The organism is Synechococcus sp. A15-127 (genome assembly GCF_014280215.1).
Lineage (GTDB): Bacteria > Cyanobacteriota > Cyanobacteriia > PCC-6307 > Cyanobiaceae > Parasynechococcus.
Genome location: NZ_CP047948.1, coordinates 1,228,254 through 1,244,757, shown reverse-complemented (window position 1 = coordinate 1,244,757; position 16,504 = coordinate 1,228,254). Strand labels below are relative to the sequence as shown.

The following is a 16,504-nucleotide window of genomic DNA, read 5'->3' as shown; positions in this document are numbered from 1 at the left end:
TCAGGGGGTCAGGGCCCTGGCGACACACAGATCTCGGAGCGAAGCGAGCCGGCTCTGAAGAGCTGCCCAGTCGAAACTGCGTGGGTCACTGCGTTCGCCTCCGATATCCACATGCCGATGGGTGGTGATCGCAGCCGGCGGCAAGTTGAAATCGCGGATCCAGCCCGACAGAACAAGGGCGAGGGCGTCGTACTGAGATGAGCTGTAGCCGCTGTGGCGTGGGTTGTTGTTGGCCCCTTCGCTTGGAGTCTCCAGGCTGACGTGCAGGGCGAAGTTGTTGACCGAACCCTTGAAGCGCTTGTTGGTGATAGCCCACTCCCCCAGGAAGGCGGAGTAGCCGGCGCCATAGGCACGCAGGGACGGGTCCACCAGGTCGAGCACACGCCCGTCCCTGCCGATGAGGGTGTGATAACTGACCTGATCCTCATCCCGGGGATGGGGTGTCAGGAAGGTGTTCACCGCAGAGGTCATCGAATAGACCGTCTCGTGCATCACCACCACCCGGGGGGTGATGTCCAGGCGGCGTCCGAAGGCATCGCGTTCGTGCCGCCGACCGAAGTTCGTGGCGTCGATGGCGAGATCGGACCGCCAGGATGCTTCCTGGCTCATCAGCGATTCCAGGCGCTGCTTCACCGCGGGATCGATGCCTGAACACTGGCGGGCCAGGGGTGAGGTCCAGGAACGAGCTCGGGGGGCCTGCGGCGCGGTGTCGAGGGGAGCATCCTCCAACTGACGGCCCCGCTCCTTGCTGACCTGATCCAGCAGCTCAAGCAGAGAGGGACGATCACCGGCGTGGGAGCGTTCCCCCTGTTCACCTCCAAGCCAGGTCACCAGCACCAGGGTCAGGCCCCCCGCAGCCAGGGCACTCAAGAGAGCACCTGGATGCCTGCCGATCATCTTCAGAACAACGGACAGGCGACGATTCAGAGGATCTGGAACCATTGATCCCGCAGGGCCCGCTGAGATGCGTTTGACCCAGGGTCCCAGGAGAGCAGCCAGCGGTCTACCGCTTCGTCAGGAATCAGATGCGTTTCAGCGAGGCAACCGCGGCGCGCATAGACGATCGGAACAGGCGCCGAACCCTTGAGTAACCCGGGGATGTCGGTCATCCGCCGCAGCCGCCGACCCCGAACGGCGATGAGTTCATCATCTGGAACCAGGGCCGCTGTGGCAGCGGGGCCGCCAGGACGGACGCGGCTGACGAGCACCGCGCCACCCTCGTCCCGCAGAGTCATGCCGGGATCGGGGGATGAACGCATCAACGGATCCAGGCGCAGGCCGAGCTCCTGCGTGCAGGCTTCCAGCGGCAGGGAATCCGGCTGATCGAGCCAGGTTGCGAGATCATCGGAAAGGGTCGGATCGGATTCCGCCAGCAGGGCCTGGATGTCGCCACGGTGGAACCCGCGGGCGCTTCTGCCGTGGCTGCCCCAGAGCCGGCGCAACAGAGACGACAGGGATGAGTTGCGCTGGCGCAATCGCACATCCAGGCAGAAGGCCGTTGCAGCTCCAAGGCGGTAGTAGCTCACCTGCGTGTCGCGGGAGGTCGCCGTCGCCTTGTAGAGCTTCACCCACGCCTCCCTGGCGCTGTCGGACAGGCTCTGAACCCGACGTCCCGGCGTGAGCTGCACCCTTGAAAGCTCATCACCGAGATCGGCAAGAAAGGTCGGCCGGTCACTGCGGCCCGCGAGCAACGTCAGGGCCAGATCGAAATAACTGGTGATGCCCTCGGCAAACCAAAGCCCCTCACTGATCACCGCGGAGCCGTAGTTGTAGGGACGCAACTCCGCAGGGCGCAGACGACGGACGTTCCACTGGTGCAGGTATTCATGACCGATCAGCTGCAGCAGCTGCCGGTATCCCTCCGGTTTCTCCAGTGCAGCCCAGCTGTAGTGCAGAACTGCACCGTGATCATGCTCAAGCCCGCCGTAACCGTTCTCCAGAAGAATCAGCACCAGCTGGTAGCGGTCTGCCGCCGGCGGTGGTGTTCCCATCAGGCGGCAGGTGGCCTCGCAGACGGCGATGACATCGTCAAAGAATCTGGGGGGCCATCCTCCGGGGGGCGTTCCGATCAGAAGCAGCTGATGCTGATGATCCAGCACGCGGAAGTGACGGACGTCCAGGGAACCGGCATGCACCGGACTGTCGACGAGTGCATCGAAGTCAGCGGCGATCCAGCCTTCGCCGCAGTGATCAAGGGGAACGTGAACGGACCAGCCCTTCGGTGCGCTGACGGTCAGTTGGTGGGGGCTCCAGCGACATCCCTCCACTTCCATGGCCAGGCCCGCCAGGCAGAGGGAGGCGAGGTCCGGATCCAGGTGGCAGGTGCGCACGGTCAGGTTGCGCGCCTCCACGGCGTAACTAAGCGTGAGCGGAGCCAGATGGGGCAGATCGGCCTGCCAGCGCGATGGTGTGACACGTCGGAACGGGACGGGTCCGCCCTCAGACTCGAGCCGCAGGCTGTGAAGGTGCTGCACGTGATCCCGAACCGTGTAGGACCCGGGTGTCCAGACCGGCATCTGCCAGGACTGGTGAACAGTCTCCGGAGACCAGCTCAGGCTGACCCGAACCGTCTGCCGTTCAGGCTCGCGAAGGTCGAGATGGATCCGGACAGCGGAACTCACCTCAGCACGGGCCGATGCTGAACTCAGCGGTCGGCAGGTCGAAGGTCTGCAGTGAGTCGATCGCCGACAACAAGGCGTAGCGACGCGAGAGACGCTGCAGACGGGACGACAACCCCTGAATCCGCTGAAGATCTCCGTGCAGTCGGATCACGCCCTGGTCATCGATGCACCAGCCCATGGGACGGGAGCCGTCGCGGAGCGCCAGCAGATCCACGGATCGGGGGGCGCGACCGAAATCAGGCAGGACCCCGTGACGGATCACGTCGAACCCTTCGAGCCCCAGTGCGGTCTCAAGCAGGTCGAGACGGGTGAAGACGGTCGGCAGGATGGAGAGATGGGACATGAATCCGGATGCCCGCTTTTTCAGACCCTAGCCAGCGTGAACCGGCTGACCAGGCCCTGATGCATCCTCACGCAGATCGGGGCGCCGCTCTGCGTGCACCGCTGCGACTCGGCGTGATGGCATCCGGAAACGGGACCAATTTCGAAGCACTGGTGGAATCGATCGCGGCGGGGGAGCTGTGTGCAGAGATCCCTCTGCTGGTGGTCAACAACCCAGGATGCGGGGCGCAACAGAGGGCGCTGCGTCTCGGCGTGCCGTGCAGCGTGCTGGATCACCGGATCCTGCGCGATCGCGTTGAACTCGATCGTGAACTGGTGCGCCGCTTCCGGGAAGCGGGCGTGGAAGGCGTTGTGATGGCCGGCTGGATGCGCATCGTCACACCGGTGCTGATTCAGGCGTTTACGGGTCGGTTGCTGAACGTTCATCCCTCACTGCTCCCCAGCTTCCGGGGTCTGGATGCTGTCGGGCAGGCCCTGGCCTCTGGTGTGACCATCAGCGGTTGCACCGTTCACCTGGTCACCGAGGAGCTCGATGCCGGCCCGATCCTTGCCCAGTCGGCGGTTCCAGTGCTGGAAACGGATGATCACGTCAGCCTGTCGGCTCGCATCCGGCGCCAGGAGCATCGTGTGCTGCCTCAAGCCGTTCTCAGGGCCGGACTGCGCTGGCGTCAGGGATAGAAGGCCTGCAGAGGAAGTCCGGTTTCCGGCTCGAGACCAGCCATCAGATTCAGACATTGAATGCCCTGACCGGCCTGTCCCTTGATCAGATTGTCGATGGCACTCATCAGGATCAGCCGCCCTGTTCGGGTATCGACCTGCACCGAGAGCATGGCGCGATTGGTGTGGCGCACCCACTTGGTGGCCGGATAGGTGCCCACCGGCATCACCTGCACGCAGGGATGGTGGCGATAGACCGCCTCCAGCACCGTCGTGCAGTCCTCAGCTGTCAAGCCCGGATCACGAAGCCGCGCGTAGACGGTGGACAGCAATCCGCGCACCATCGGCACCAGATGGGGGGTGAACTGCAGTTGCACGGACTGCCCCGCAACCTCCTGTGCGAGCTGTTCGATCTCGGAGGTGTGTCGATGGCCGACGACTCCGTAGGGCGCGATCGATTCGGAGGCTTCAGCCAGCAGCATGGCCTCCTTGGGAACGCGTCCTCCCCCTGAGGTGCCGGTCTTCGCGTCGATGATGATCCCGTCGGTGTCGATCAGCCCCTGCTTCAGGAAGGGCAGCAGCGGCAACAGGCTGGCGGTGGGAAAACAACCTGGAGCCGCCACCAGCGAGGCCTCGGCGATCGCCGGACCACGCCATTCCGGCAGCCCATAGACGGCATCTCGGCAGAGATCGGCATCGGTCCTGATGAGACGAGCAGCTTCCTGGGCGTAGACCTGATTCCACTGCTCAAGGGACCGGTAACGGAAATCGGCAGACAAATCGATGACGCGAACACCCCGTTCCAGAAGACGGGGTGCGAGCTGACAGGCCAGTCCGTTCGGGAGGCTCAGCACCGCGTAGTCAGCGGCCTCCGCTACACGGTTGGGATCAGCCGGCTGGACCTGTGGATCGTCGGGAAGGGGGAGGAATGGACAGATCGAACTCCAGCGCTGTCCGGCACTGCGCTCTCCCCCCAGAAAGGTGACATCGAAGCGAGGATGTCCGAGCAGAAGCCTCAACGTCTGAAGCCCGCCGTAACCCGAGGCACCGATCACCGCGACCCTGGACGGCTCAGATGACGTCATCGCGGCCAGGGGCGACGGGATACTGCTGTCCATGGGCGGTATCAAACCGCGGCTGATCGTACAGGTATCGATAATGACAACTCATTCCATCGTTTCCAGGACCCTGGAAGATCAGATCGAATTCGACAGCATTCCCGATGCCCTGGCGGCCATCCGTAACGGGGCCTGCATCGTGGTGGTCGACGACGAACAGCGTGAAAATGAAGGGGATCTCATCTGCGCCGCGCAGTTCGCCACCCCTGAAGCGATCAATTTCATGGCCACCGAGGCCCGTGGACTGATCTGCCTGGCGATGGAGGGGAGTCGTCTGGATGCCCTCGATCTGCCCCTGATGGTGGATCGCAACACCGACGTCAATGAGACCGCCTTCACCGTCAGCATCGATGCCGGCCGTGAACATGGCGTCAGCACGGGGATTTCCGCTGAGGACAGGGCCCGAACGATCCAGGTGGCCCTCAACCCGTCCACGCGACCGGCCGATCTGCGGCGCCCCGGCCACATCTTCCCCCTGCGGGCCCGTCCGGGTGGGGTTCTGAAGAGGGCAGGGCATACCGAAGCCGCGGTTGACCTCGCCCAGCTGTCCGGACTGGCGCCAGCCGGTGTGATCTGCGAGATCCAGAACACCGATGGCTCGATGGCTCGGCTGGCGCAGCTGCGGGAGTACGCCACCCGCTGGGGGTTGAAGCTGATCAACATCGCGGATCTGATCCGATACCGACTCGAAAACGAGCGGTTCGTCAGACGACAGGCCCAGGCGAGCATGCCCAGCCAGTTCGGCGACTTTCAGGCGATCGGATATCGCAATGAACTCGACGGTTCCGAGCACGTCGCCCTGATCAAGGGAGATCCTGCAGCCCTGAAGGAACCGGTGCTCGTGCGCATGCATTCGGAATGCCTCACCGGCGATGCCTTCGGTTCGCTTCGCTGCGATTGCCGTTCCCAGCTGGAGACAGCGCTGCGAAGGATCGAACAGGAGGGGGAAGGCGTCGTCGTTTATCTGCGGCAGGAAGGCCGGGGGATTGGACTGATCAACAAGCTCAAGGCCTACAGCCTCCAGGATGGAGGGCTGGACACGGTGGAAGCCAACGAGCGCCTCGGTTTTCCGGCCGATCTGCGCAATTACGGGGTTGGAGCGCAAATTCTCTCCGACCTCGGCATCCACCATCTGCGGCTGCTGACCAACAACCCGCGCAAGATCGCCGGCCTCGGTGGCTATGGACTGAAGGTGGAGGAACGCGTTCCGCTTGTGATGGATGCCGGGGATCACAACGCCGAGTATCTGGCCACGAAACGCGACAAGCTCGGTCACCTGATGGCGGAACAGGGACCCTGCACCGTGCTGGCGCTGGCCGTCGACGCCGCCACGGACCAGTGGCCTCAGATCCGTCGACGAGCCGAGTCGGCGGCCTCGGACCAGGGCTTCCAGCTGGAAGCCGTCCAGACCCCCCGCCTGCTGGCCCTTTGGGAGCGCCCCCAGTTCGTCTGGACGCTTCGTCCGGGTCAGGAGGATGCTCTCCCCCTGCTGCGTCTGATGGCGCAATGGCCGGAGACACGTCGACTCGGTCTGTTGAAGGCCGCAACCGACCGGATGGCACTGCATCCGCCCCACACGCTGGAGCGGACCGAGCTCGATCTGAACGACCTGCTTGATGGGCAGGGGGACGGACCGCTGCCTGCCGAACCGTCCCTGCTGCACTGGACCACGGACTGATCAGTCCTGGATGGTGACCTTGGTGATACGGGATCCGTTACCCAGCTTCAGCACGGTGTCCATGTTCCCGGTGAGACCGAACACGGTGTGCACGCCATCGAGATGAGGCTGAGCCTCATGGCAGATGTAGAACTGCGAGCCACCGGTGTTCTTGCCGGCGTGGGCCATAGCCAGCGTGCCTGCCTGGTGTTTCTTGGAATTGATCTCACAGTCGATCTGGTAGCCAGGGCCACCGGTGCCGGGCATGCCCTTGGATCCTTCACGCGAGTTCGGACAGCCTCCCTGGGCCATGAAACCTGGAATGACCCTGTGGAAAGCCAGACCGTCGTAGAAGCCATCCTTCGCCAGCTTGACGAAGTTGGCCACGGTGTTGGGCGCGTCCGCCTCGAACAGCTCGAGCTCGATCGGGCCCGCCTCCGTCTCCATCAGAGCCTTGGTCATGGTGCCGCGAGCAAAACTGGAGTGTAGGGAGCTGTGCAGGGATGACTGAGCCCATGGATCTGAGCCACGCCCGTGTCGGTGTGATCGGCGGCAGCGGTCTCTATGCCATGCCCGGACTCGAGGAGCTGGAGGAACACTCCGTGGAGACCCCGTTCGGAAGTCCGTCGGATGTGATGCGTCTCGGACGGCTGGGAGGAATGGAGGTCGTCTTTCTGGCCCGTCACGGCCGTGACCATCATCTGATGCCGATGGAAGTTCCATACACGGCGAACATCTGGGCGATGCGGAGTCTCGGCGTGCGTTGGCTGATCTCGGTGTCCGCCGTCGGATCCCTGAAGGAACATCTCCGCCCGCGCGACATGGTGGTTCCCGATCAGTTCATCGATCGCACCCATCAACGCCCTCAGTCGTTCTTCGGTGACGGCTGTGTTGCTCATGTGAGCCTGGCCGATCCGACCTGCCCGATCCTCAGTGACCTGCTGGCTGATGCTGCCGAGCAGGCAATCCCCGCCGGTCACCATTTACATCGGGGCGGAATTTACCTGTGTATGGAAGGTCCTGCCTTCTCCACCCGTGCCGAGAGCGAGCTCTACCGCAGCTGGGGATGTGCGGTGATCGGAATGACGAATCACACCGAAGCACGGCTGGCCCGCGAGGCTGAGATCGCTTACAGCTCCCTCAGCATGGTGACCGACTTCGACTGCTGGCAACGGGACCAGGAGGCTGTCAGCGTCGAGCTGGTGCTGGGCAATCTGAAGGCCAATGCGGAGGCCACCGCACCGATCCTGAGCCGGGTGATGGATCAACTGCAAGCGACCCGGCCTGTGTCCGCAGCCCACACCGCACTCGCGGATGCCCTGTTCACCCGGAAGGAGAGGGTCCCAACGGAGACCAGGCGACGGCTTGATCTGTTCACAGCTCCCTACTGGGGATCCTTTGATCAGGCCTGAAGCAGGCTGACACCACTGGCCTCGAGCGCCGCACGCAAATGCTGTCTGTGCTCCTGCAGTCGCTCGGTTGCCGCGGAACGATCCAGACCTGTGGCCGCCATCATCAGCGCAAGCTTCACCGATCCGCCTGTCTGTTCGAGAAGCGCAAGGCCACTCTCCCGATCGAGTCCGGCCAGATCGCGCAGGATGCGCAGGGACCGGTCCACCAGTTTGCTGTTGCTGGCAGCCACATCAACCATGCGGTTGCCGTACACCTTGCCGAGACGCACCATCACTCCTGTCGAGAGGATGTTGAGCGCCATCTTCGTGGCGGTGCCCGCCTTCAGACGGGTTGAACCGGTGAGCAGTTCCGGGCCGGTGAGCAGACGGATGTCGAGATCACAGGGGAGTGGTGCCTGCTCAGCGGGCACGCAGGCCATGGCGATCGCCAGAGCCCCCAGCTCGAGTGCATGGCGGAGACCACCGATGACATAGGGGGTGGTGCCACCTGCAGCGATGCCGATCAGACAATCTCTGGAACAGAAGCCCCGCTGCTCCAGATCGGAGCGGCCGGCCTGCTCAAGATCCTCCAGACCTTCGGAGCTGCGCAGCAGTGCCGGTGCCCCACCCGCGAGCACACCCTGCACCATCTCGGGATCACTGCAGAAGGTGGGGGGACATTCGGCAGCGTCGAGAACACCCAGCCGTCCGGAGGTCCCCGCTCCTAGATAGAAGAGCCGGCCTCCCTTCCTCAGTCGTTCAGCAATGCGGTCAACGGCATGACTGATTTCTGTGGCGGCAGCCTCGACCGCCTGTTGAGGGCGACGGTCCTCGGCCACGAACAGGCCCACCAGCTCCTGGGTCGGCAACTGATCGAGGTCACGGCTGAGGCTGTTGCTCTGCTCCGTGAGCAGATGCCCGCGGTCATCCGAGGGCTGCCGGTCACGCTGAAATTCAGCCATGGATCAGAGGAGACCCTCCAGCCGCTGACGCAGTTCATCCAGCTCCGGGGAGGACTTCACCGCACTGTCACTCTCACCCTCACTCTCACCGGCTGCATCACTGGCACTTTCAGCATCGGTATCGATCTCCTCTTTCCAGCGGGAGACATCGCGATTGGATTCCGGAGGTGAGATGAACAGTCTCTCTTCGTCACTGCCCGGCAGGAAACCGGTCTCGATGAAGCGCGGTTCATATCCCGCCTCGCTGCAGAACGCCTCCACTTCCACGCGATCCAGGGCTTCGATGCTCGGCACAGGAAAGTCCTGTGCTTCGAGCAAACCGGCGTACCGCTCAGCGTCATCGGGATTCTCGAACAGGAGAACCACCGTCCGGCCGCCGATCTCAAGGGAATGGATTCCCTCGCTGTCAGTGCCTGCATCGAAAAGGAGCACGTGCACGCGCATTGCGTCGTTCACATCACCGGAGGAGGGCAGGAGTCTCTCATCGATCCTCGCTCAGCTGGCATCCGGATCGAGAGCCAACTCCTGCAGGCGGCGGTACAGCGCCCGTTCCGCATCTCCGAGATCGGCGGGAATGACGATCACGATCTCAACGAGCTGATCACCTCGACGGTCATCGATGGTCAGCCCACGACCACGAAGACGAAGCAGGCGGCCGCTGGAGGAACCAGGAGGGACCTGCAGTGTCACGGGTCCGTCGAGGGTGGGAACATCCACCGCGCATCCGAGAGCGGCATCGGGGGGGAAGAGCTCCAGCCTGTACAGAACCCTCAGCCCATCGATGCGAAGTCCTTCCGGTGTCACCACACGCAGCTGCAGAAAATGATCACGCCCACCGGCGGCAACCCCTTCCAGCCTCAGTCTCCAGCCGTCTCCGGCAAAGGGAGGGGTGTCGAGCTCCACCAGCGTTCCATCCTCCAGGGCAAGCTCCACGCGGGTGCCTAACAGCGCCTGATCAGGGGTGAGCTCGATGGTGGATTCCAGGTCTTCCCTGACCTGAACCGGCGGTGGCGGCGGCGGTGCGGAGACCGGTGAATCCACGCGAACTCTCGCAGGCTCGTCCTGCACGGCCGTCGTCGGAATACCGAGAACCACTTCGAGGTAATCCTCGAAATGGGGAAATCCGCTGGCGAAGGGATCGTGGCTGGTCTCCGATGCGCGATCACCGGCTTCCCAGCTCTGACGGCGACGTGGGTCGCTGAGCACCGCATAAGCCTCATTGACCAGCTTGAAGCGCTCTTCCGCTACAGGGTCATTGCCGTTGAGATCGGGGTGCCATCGGCGGGCTTCCTGGCGGAAGGCACGCTTGAGCTGGGCCTGGTTGCTGCCCGGTTCGAGTCCGAGCAGCGACCAGTAATCAGGATCAGCGATAGAAGTCATCGTCCCAGGGATCGGAACCGCGCTGGCCTAGTCCACGGCTTCGCGAGGGAGGACGGCTGGGGGAGCCCCAGGGGTCATCCTCCCAGTCATCTGAGAACAGTTCATCCTTCAGGGATCCAAGCGTGTTGCGGAGACCCTGGAGGGGATTGCCATCCCCTTGGCGCTCCATGGAAAGGCGCCTGTTGAGGCCGAACAGGGCCTCCTCCAAGCCGCTCACGGTGAGATCGAGTTCCTGAAGATCATCCTGAGCCAGACAATCCTGGACATCACGGATGGCCATCTCGACCGCCCTCTGCTGGCGATCCGCTCCGTACGGCCCAAGTTCGAGCGCAGCATCCCGCAGGCGACGTTCGGCCTGAGCCACAAGGGTCTGGGCACGGTTGCGGCGCTCCACCTGACTGCGACGACGCCGGTCATCATCCGCGCGCTCTTCCGCCTCAGCCAGGAGTGCCTGAAGTTCGTCTTCATTGAGATTGGAACCTCCCTGAATCGAAACGGACTGCTTGCGTCCGGTGGTGCGATCGGTGGCACTGACCTGCAGAAGACCGTTGGCATCGATGTCGAAGGCCACCTGCACCTGAGGGACCCCGCGAGGGGCGGGTGGGATCCCCGAGAGTCGGAATCGACCCAGTGACTTGTTATCAGCGGCCATCTGACGCTCCCCCTGCCAAACATGAATCTCGACCGAGGACTGATTCGCCTCCGAGGTGCTGAACACGTCGGACTGACGCACGGGAATTGGCGTGTTCCTGGGAATAAGCACCTTCATCAGGCCTCCAACCGTCTCCAGTCCGAGCGATAAAGGCGTGACGTCGTTCAGCAGGAGGTCCCGGAGCTCGCCGGTGAGGATGCCAGCCTGCACGGCTGCGCCGATCGCCACCACCTCATCAGGGTTCACCGACTGACAGGGATCGATGGGCACGAGGGTGCGCACCAGCTGCTGAACCATCGGCATGCGCGTGGCTCCGCCGACCAGCACCACGTCATCGATGTCCTCAGCCGCCCAGCCGGAATCCCGCAGGGAACACTGAACGGGATTCAACAGACGGTCGAGCAGATCGGGGCAGAGGGATTCGAAGGTGGATCGGTCGAGAGAGGTCTCGATGTGCAGAGGTCCCTCGGCTCCGGTGGCGATGAAAGGTAGGGAAATCGGCGTGGTCAGCACGCCGGAGAGCTCCTGCTTGGCCTTCTCGGAGGCTTCGATCAGTCGTTGCAGTGCCTGGCGGTCACGGCGGAGATCGATGCCGTGTTCGGATTGGAAGGCATCGGCGAGCCAGTCGACGATGCGCTGATCGAAATCATTTCCCCCCAGCTGCGTGTCGCCGTTGGTCGCTTTCACATCGAAAACACCGTTGGCGATGCGAAGCAGTGACACGTCAAAGGTTCCACCACCCAGATCGAAGACCAGAACACGCCGGACGGCGCTGCGATCAAAGCCGTAAGCAAGAGCGGCAGCGGTGGGTTCGTTCAGAATTCTCTCGACGGAGATACCGGCCAGACGGCCGGCATCCCGGGTTGCCTGGCGCTGAGCATCGTTGAAGTAGGCCGGCACGGTGACGACCGCGGCCTCGACGCTCTCACCGAGATAAACGGCCGCGTCATCCACAAGCTTGCGGATGATGCTGGCCACGAGTTCCTCCGGTGCGTATTCCCGCTCCGTCACCGGACAGGGCACACGGACCTGGCCGACGTCATTGGCCCGGACCGTGTAAGGGACAGAGAGGCTGCCATCCTCAAGCTCCTCCCAGTCACGACCGACGAATCGCTTCAGATTCGAAAAGGTGTTGCGTGGGCTGAGGACCAGCTGTCGCCGGGCCATCTGACCGACCAACAGCTCCCGATCCTTGCTGTAGCCCACCACCGATGGCGTGGTTCGACTCCCCTCGGCATTCGCGATCACGAGAGGCCTGCCGGCTTCGAGGACGGCAACGACCGAGTTGGTTGTCCCAAGGTCGATTCCGACGATCCGGCCCATAACCCCACGCGTTCGATCCCTACGCTACCGACCGCATCCAGAGCGAGGTCGCGAGGCCTCGACCAAAAGCCAACGTCCCGTTAAGAGGTTCTTAGTGACGTGCAGAGAAGTCACAGATAACTTATCGAGGTGAGATTTACAGGAGAATGTCCCCCCAAACAGACACTCAATATCTTCTCCGCAGGCGTCCTCCACAAGAAAAACTTGTTGATGTCGGCTTTAGGAATCTCGCAGTCGTTCTGGCTTCGATGGTGGCGATCGTTCTCCTCTCCATTCTTGTGGTGGTGTTCTGGGGAGGTCTCGAATCCATGGGTCGATACGGCTGGACGTTCCTGGTTACATCCAACTGGAATCCGGTCGACGACGAGTACGGAGCCGGAGCAGCCATTTACGGAACACTTGTCACGTCTCTGCTTTCTCTTCTGATTGCAGTTCCACTTGGCGTGGGCACAGCAATCTTCATCACGGAAAACATCATCCCCCGCAATATCAGAAATGTAATCGGGTTGATGGTCGAGTTATTGGCAGCCATTCCTTCTGTTGTGCTGGGCCTCTGGGCCATATTCGTAATGGAGCCATTCATCCGTCCGTTGCTGGAGTTGCTCTACACGCTGTTCAGCTGGTTGCCCTTCTTCAGCTCACCTCCGATGGGTCCAGGCACTCTGCCTGCGGTGCTGATCCTGGTGGTGATGATTCTTCCGATCATCACGGCCATCGCGCGTGATTCTCTGAATCAGGTGCCGATGAAACTCCGTCAGGCTGCATATGGAGTTGGAACAACCCGCTGGGGAGCGATCATGAACGTGATGCTTCCAGCAGCAGTTTCCGGAATCGTGGGAGGTGTGATGCTCGCACTCGGCCGTGCCATGGGAGAGACGATGGCCGTGACGATGATCATTGGTAACTCAAACAACTTCAGCTTCTCACTGCTGGCACCAGGTAACACGATTGCCTCGATGCTCGCCAATCAGTTCGGCGAAGCTGATGGTTCTCAGGTCTCCTCTTTGATGTATGCGGCCTTCGTCCTGATCATCATGACCCTTGCGGTGAATATCTTCGCTCAGTGGATCGTTAAACGACTCAGCCTCAAGTATTGAGATGACTTATTCCACTTCAATCAAAACTGCTGACGGGCTTCCCGATCTTTCCTACAAGCCTGCACTGGGCCGCAACATCGGCAGCCGCATTCTCACGATCATCGCCGGACTGTTTGCGGGCATTGCTGTTCTTCCGCTGATTCTGGTTCTTGGCTACGTGCTGATCCGGGGAGCTTCGAAGATCAGCATCAGTCTGCTGACCGAGCTGCCCCCTCCTCCCGGTCTTGAGGGTGGCGGCATCGGCAACGCGATCATCGGGACAATCGTGGTAACGATCATCGCCGGGCTTGTGGCGATTCCGGTTGGCGTCGGGGGCGGGATCTACCTGGCTGAATATTCCCGGTCTGGTTCCTTCTCTCAGTTCATCCGCTTCGGCACCAACGTGTTGGCGGGAGTTCCCTCGATCATTGCCGGCGTCTTCATCTACGGAACGATCGTTACCAGCCGCATCGTTTTCGGCAATGCCTACAGCGCTCTAGCCGGTGGCATCGCCCTTTCGATCCTGATGCTGCCCACGGTGATCAAGACCACCGACGAGGGCCTCAAACTCGTCTCTGATGATCTGAGACGCGGCGCCCTGGGTGTTGGTGCCTCCCGCTTCGTCACGATCGTGCGGATCACTCTTCCGACCGCGTTCACCCCGATCGCCACAGGTGTCGTTCTGGCCATCGCCCGAGCAGCGGGTGAAACTGCTCCCTTGATCTTCACGGCCCTGTTCTCACCCTTCTGGTCCGACGGGATCTTTGCACCAATCGCAACGCTGTCGGTGCTGATCTACAACTTCGCGATCATGCCCTACGAGATTCAGAACGAACTGGCCTGGGCCGCTTCGTTCATTCTCGTGGCACTGATCCTGATGCTCAATCTCTTCTCCCGCTGGCTCGGTCGTTTCGCTTCCAAGTGATCGTCTGACTGACTTCTTCCACCGTTCCTCTTCCCCATCGCTCCCCCACAGAGCCATGACCACCTCCCAGCTCCACACTGAACAGCAGCAGGTGTCGGAAGATACCGCCATCTCGATTCAGAACGTCACCATCAGCTACGGCTCCTACGAAGCCGTGAAGAACGTCTATTGCGATGTTCCCCGTGGCAAGGTGACGGCGTTCATCGGACCCTCTGGCTGCGGAAAATCAACCGTTCTGCGTTCCCTCAACCGCATGAACGATCTGATCGAAGGTTGCTCTCTGAAAGGTCGTGTTCTCTTCGATGGTGTTGATCTCTACGGTGCGCAGGTGGACCCTGTTGAGGTTCGGCGGCGCATCGGAATGGTGTTCCAGCAGCCGAATCCCTTCCCCAAAAGTATCTACGAGAACATCGCCTTCGGTGCTCGCATCAACGGCTTCACCGGTGACATGGACGAGCTTGTCGAACGCTCCTTAAGGCAGGCAGCGGTCTGGGACGAGTGCAAAGACAAGCTCAAGGAAAGCGGATATTCCCTCTCAGGTGGTCAGCAGCAGCGTCTCTGCATCGCACGGACCATCGCCATTCAGCCGGAGGTGATCCTGATGGACGAACCCTGTTCAGCGCTCGACCCGATCTCCACCCTGAAGATCGAGGAAACCATGCATGAGCTCAAGAAGAGCTTCACCATCGTGATCGTGACGCACAACATGCAGCAGGCCGTTCGCGTCAGTGACATGACCGCCTTCTACAACGCCGAGGCCGTTGAGGGTGGAACCGGCAAGGTGGGGTATCTGGTGGAATTCAGTGACACCGAGAAGATCTTCAACTCCCCCCAGCAACAGGCCACTCAGGACTACGTGTCGGGTCGTTTCGGCTGATCAGTCCTAGGCGGTGCAATCAATCAGCGGAACAGTGTGGTGTCACAGCCACCCTGTTTTTGTGCGTGCTGCTGATGTTGAAGCTAGGCAAAAAAAATCCGGTCCTGACGGACCGGAGAAGCGGAGAGCGAGGGATTCGAACCCTCGATAGAGTTGCCCCTATACAGCATTTCCAGTGCTGCGCCTTCGACCACTCGGCCAGCTCTCCACCGGCTTATGTGGGGCAGATGCCAATGTAGCAGGGCCTTTTCCAGAGGGCTGCATGCGGCCGCAGCACAGGATCACGGTGCACTGGCGCCAGCAGAACCGCACCATCACCCATGAGGTGGCTGAGGGTGATTACATCCTGCGCAGCTTCGAGCTGCAGGGCGATCCACTGCCCTTTTCCTGTCGGAACGGATGCTGCACGAGCTGCGCCGTCCGGGTGCTGGAAGGTGAACTCGATCAACGCGAGGCGATGGGACTGTCGAAGGAATTGCGTGCCAGGGGCTATGGACTGTTGTGTGTCGCCAGGGCGACGGGCCCCCTTGAAGCGGAGACCCAGGATGAGGACGAGGTCTATGAGCTCCAGTTCGGTCGCCACTTCGGTCGCGGTTCCGTACGGGCCGGACTCCCTCTGGAGGAGGACTGAACGATGACATCAAACCTGTGTGTGCAAGCCGCTGAGCAGGCTGGTCTGAATCAGGCGGCTCTGCGACACCTGGCAGACGTGGCGAGGGAGGTGGCCGAACTCGGCGGTGCTGAGCTGATGCGTCACTACGGACGTCTCTCAAGCATCGAGAACAAAGGTCGCATCGGGGATCTGGTCACCAACGCAGATCTCGCCGCGGAAGCCAGAGTGCTGGAGGCTCTGACGGAACGAACGCCCAAAATCGCCGTTCTGGCTGAGGAGAGCGGGGCCAGAGGTGAACAGGACGGCCTGCGCTGGTGTGTCGATCCGCTCGACGGGACCACCAACTTCGCTCACGGGTATCCCTTCTTCGCCACATCGATCGGATTGACGTGGCGACAACAGCCCGTGCTCGGGGCGATCGCAGTGCCGTTTCTGAACGAGACCTTCTGGGGAGCGCCGGGCCTTGGCAGCTTTCTAAACACATCACCGATGCAGGTGAGCTCTTGCAACGACCTGGCGGACGCGCTTCTGGTGACGGGCTTCGCCTATGACCGCCACACACGGCTCGACAACAACTACGCGGAGTTCTGCTGGTTCACCCATCGCACCCGCGGCGTGCGGCGTGGCGGAGCTGCTGCGGTCGATCTGGCCTTTGTCGCAGCGGGGCGTCTCGACGGTTACTGGGAACGGGGACTCGCACCCTGGGATCTCGCGGCCGGCGTTGCTCTGGTGGAGATCGCTGGCGGACAGGTCAGCGATTACAGGGGAGAGGGTTTCGACATCGGCAGTGGACGCGTCCTGGCCTGTGCCCCGGGGCTGCATCAGCCCATGGTGAACGAACTGAACAAGGTCGAGCCACTCAGCGGTGCCTGTTTCGGTGCGCCGGGGATCACGGCCGTGGGATCCTGAA

The 16,504-nt window shown here is 62.1% G+C and carries 17 protein-coding genes and 1 tRNA gene; 8 read left to right on the top strand and 10 right to left on the bottom strand.

The genetic code is table 11. From position 1 onward, the window contains the following. From SynA15127_RS06480 to SynA15127_RS06470, 3 genes are read right to left on the bottom strand one after another with little or no spacing between them, the layout of a single operon-like run. The gene (locus tag SynA15127_RS06480; protein ID WP_186485474.1) at positions 1 to 942 is read right to left on the bottom strand and encodes an N-acetylmuramoyl-L-alanine amidase; all 942 of its coding nucleotides are present in this window, start codon (positions 940 to 942) and stop codon (positions 1 to 3) included. Beyond that, positions 924 to 2,621, bottom strand: coding sequence for a M61 family metallopeptidase (locus SynA15127_RS06475; protein ID WP_186485473.1), 1,698 nt, complete (start codon positions 2,619 to 2,621; stop codon positions 924 to 926). Before SynA15127_RS06475 ends, SynA15127_RS06480 begins: the two co-directional genes overlap by 19 nt. Before the next feature lies 1 nt (position 2,622). Beyond that, positions 2,623 to 2,964, bottom strand: coding sequence for a DUF1257 domain-containing protein (locus tag SynA15127_RS06470; protein ID WP_186485472.1), 342 nt, complete (start codon positions 2,962 to 2,964; stop codon positions 2,623 to 2,625). Positions 2,965 to 3,023: 59 nt separating this feature from the next. Between SynA15127_RS06470 and purN the strand changes: the two genes are divergently transcribed. Next, positions 3,024 to 3,641, top strand: a complete 618-nt coding sequence (gene purN / locus SynA15127_RS06465) for a phosphoribosylglycinamide formyltransferase (RefSeq protein ID WP_255475620.1) — start codon at positions 3,024 to 3,026, stop codon at positions 3,639 to 3,641. On the opposite strand, the gene argC is transcribed toward purN, so the two are convergent. Further along, positions 3,632 to 4,738: an N-acetyl-gamma-glutamyl-phosphate reductase gene (gene argC / locus SynA15127_RS06460; protein WP_255475619.1), complete on the bottom strand. Its 1,107-nt coding sequence runs from the start codon at positions 4,736 to 4,738 to the stop codon at positions 3,632 to 3,634. The two genes, purN and argC, sit on opposite strands and share 10 nt — an antisense overlap. A 40-nt stretch (positions 4,739 to 4,778) precedes the next feature. On the opposite strand from argC, the gene ribBA reads away from it, so the two are divergent. Continuing rightward, positions 4,779 to 6,416, top strand: a complete 1,638-nt coding sequence (gene ribBA / locus SynA15127_RS06455; RefSeq protein WP_186485470.1) for a bifunctional 3,4-dihydroxy-2-butanone-4-phosphate synthase/GTP cyclohydrolase II — start codon at positions 4,779 to 4,781, stop codon at positions 6,414 to 6,416. Here ribBA and SynA15127_RS06450 read toward each other — a convergent pair whose 3' ends face one another. After that, the gene (locus tag SynA15127_RS06450; RefSeq protein ID WP_043691074.1) at positions 6,417 to 6,857 is read right to left on the bottom strand and encodes a peptidylprolyl isomerase; all 441 of its coding nucleotides are present in this window, start codon (positions 6,855 to 6,857) and stop codon (positions 6,417 to 6,419) included. Positions 6,858 to 6,910: 53 nt separating this feature from the next. Between SynA15127_RS06450 and mtnP the strand changes: the two genes are divergently transcribed. Next, positions 6,911 to 7,807, top strand: a complete 897-nt coding sequence (gene mtnP, locus SynA15127_RS06445) for an S-methyl-5'-thioadenosine phosphorylase (protein ID WP_255475618.1) — start codon at positions 6,911 to 6,913, stop codon at positions 7,805 to 7,807. Here the strand turns inward: mtnP and murQ are convergent. Genes murQ through dnaK form a run of 4 tightly spaced genes read right to left on the bottom strand, consistent with a single transcriptional unit; the run spans position 7,798 to position 12,103 of the window. After that, entirely contained in the window at positions 7,798 to 8,748 is a 951-nt protein-coding gene (gene murQ, locus SynA15127_RS06440) for an N-acetylmuramic acid 6-phosphate etherase (protein ID WP_186485468.1), read from the bottom strand. The genes mtnP and murQ overlap by 10 nt on opposite strands. 3 nt (positions 8,749 to 8,751) lie before the next feature. After that, complete coding sequence (locus tag SynA15127_RS06435) at positions 8,752 to 9,192, bottom strand: DUF3110 domain-containing protein (RefSeq protein WP_186485467.1); 441 nt, start codon at positions 9,190 to 9,192, stop codon at positions 8,752 to 8,754. 51 nt (positions 9,193 to 9,243) lie between these two features. Beyond that, the gene (locus SynA15127_RS06430; RefSeq protein WP_186485466.1) at positions 9,244 to 10,128 is read right to left on the bottom strand and encodes a DnaJ C-terminal domain-containing protein; all 885 of its coding nucleotides are present in this window, start codon (positions 10,126 to 10,128) and stop codon (positions 9,244 to 9,246) included. After that, complete coding sequence (gene dnaK, locus SynA15127_RS06425) at positions 10,112 to 12,103, bottom strand: molecular chaperone DnaK (protein WP_186485465.1); 1,992 nt, start codon at positions 12,101 to 12,103, stop codon at positions 10,112 to 10,114. The genes SynA15127_RS06430 and dnaK overlap by 17 nt, the downstream gene beginning before the upstream one ends. Before the next feature lie 146 nt (positions 12,104 to 12,249). Between dnaK and pstC the strand changes: the two genes are divergently transcribed. Genes pstC through pstB form a run of 3 tightly spaced genes read left to right on the top strand, consistent with a single transcriptional unit; the run spans position 12,250 to position 14,981 of the window. Then, complete coding sequence (pstC, locus tag SynA15127_RS06420) at positions 12,250 to 13,200, top strand: phosphate ABC transporter permease subunit PstC (RefSeq protein ID WP_186485464.1); 951 nt, start codon at positions 12,250 to 12,252, stop codon at positions 13,198 to 13,200. 1 nt (position 13,201) lies between these two features. Then, positions 13,202 to 14,104: a phosphate ABC transporter permease PstA gene (pstA, locus tag SynA15127_RS06415; RefSeq protein WP_186485463.1), complete on the top strand. Its 903-nt coding sequence runs from the start codon at positions 13,202 to 13,204 to the stop codon at positions 14,102 to 14,104. A 55-nt stretch (positions 14,105 to 14,159) separates the two neighbouring features. Then, the gene (pstB, locus tag SynA15127_RS06410; protein ID WP_186485462.1) at positions 14,160 to 14,981 is read left to right on the top strand and encodes a phosphate ABC transporter ATP-binding protein PstB; all 822 of its coding nucleotides are present in this window, start codon (positions 14,160 to 14,162) and stop codon (positions 14,979 to 14,981) included. 121 nt (positions 14,982 to 15,102) lie between these two features. On the opposite strand, the gene SynA15127_RS06405 is transcribed toward pstB, so the two are convergent. Continuing rightward, positions 15,103 to 15,189, bottom strand: a tRNA-Ser gene (locus tag SynA15127_RS06405). A gap of 54 nt (positions 15,190 to 15,243) precedes the next feature. Between SynA15127_RS06405 and SynA15127_RS06400 the strand changes: the two genes are divergently transcribed. Continuing rightward, positions 15,244 to 15,612, top strand: a complete 369-nt coding sequence (locus SynA15127_RS06400) for a 2Fe-2S iron-sulfur cluster-binding protein (RefSeq protein ID WP_043691059.1) — start codon at positions 15,244 to 15,246, stop codon at positions 15,610 to 15,612. 3 nt (positions 15,613 to 15,615) lie between these two features. Continuing rightward, positions 15,616 to 16,503, top strand: coding sequence for an inositol monophosphatase family protein (locus tag SynA15127_RS06395; RefSeq protein WP_186485461.1), 888 nt, complete (start codon positions 15,616 to 15,618; stop codon positions 16,501 to 16,503). Position 16,504: the final 1 nt, after the last annotated feature.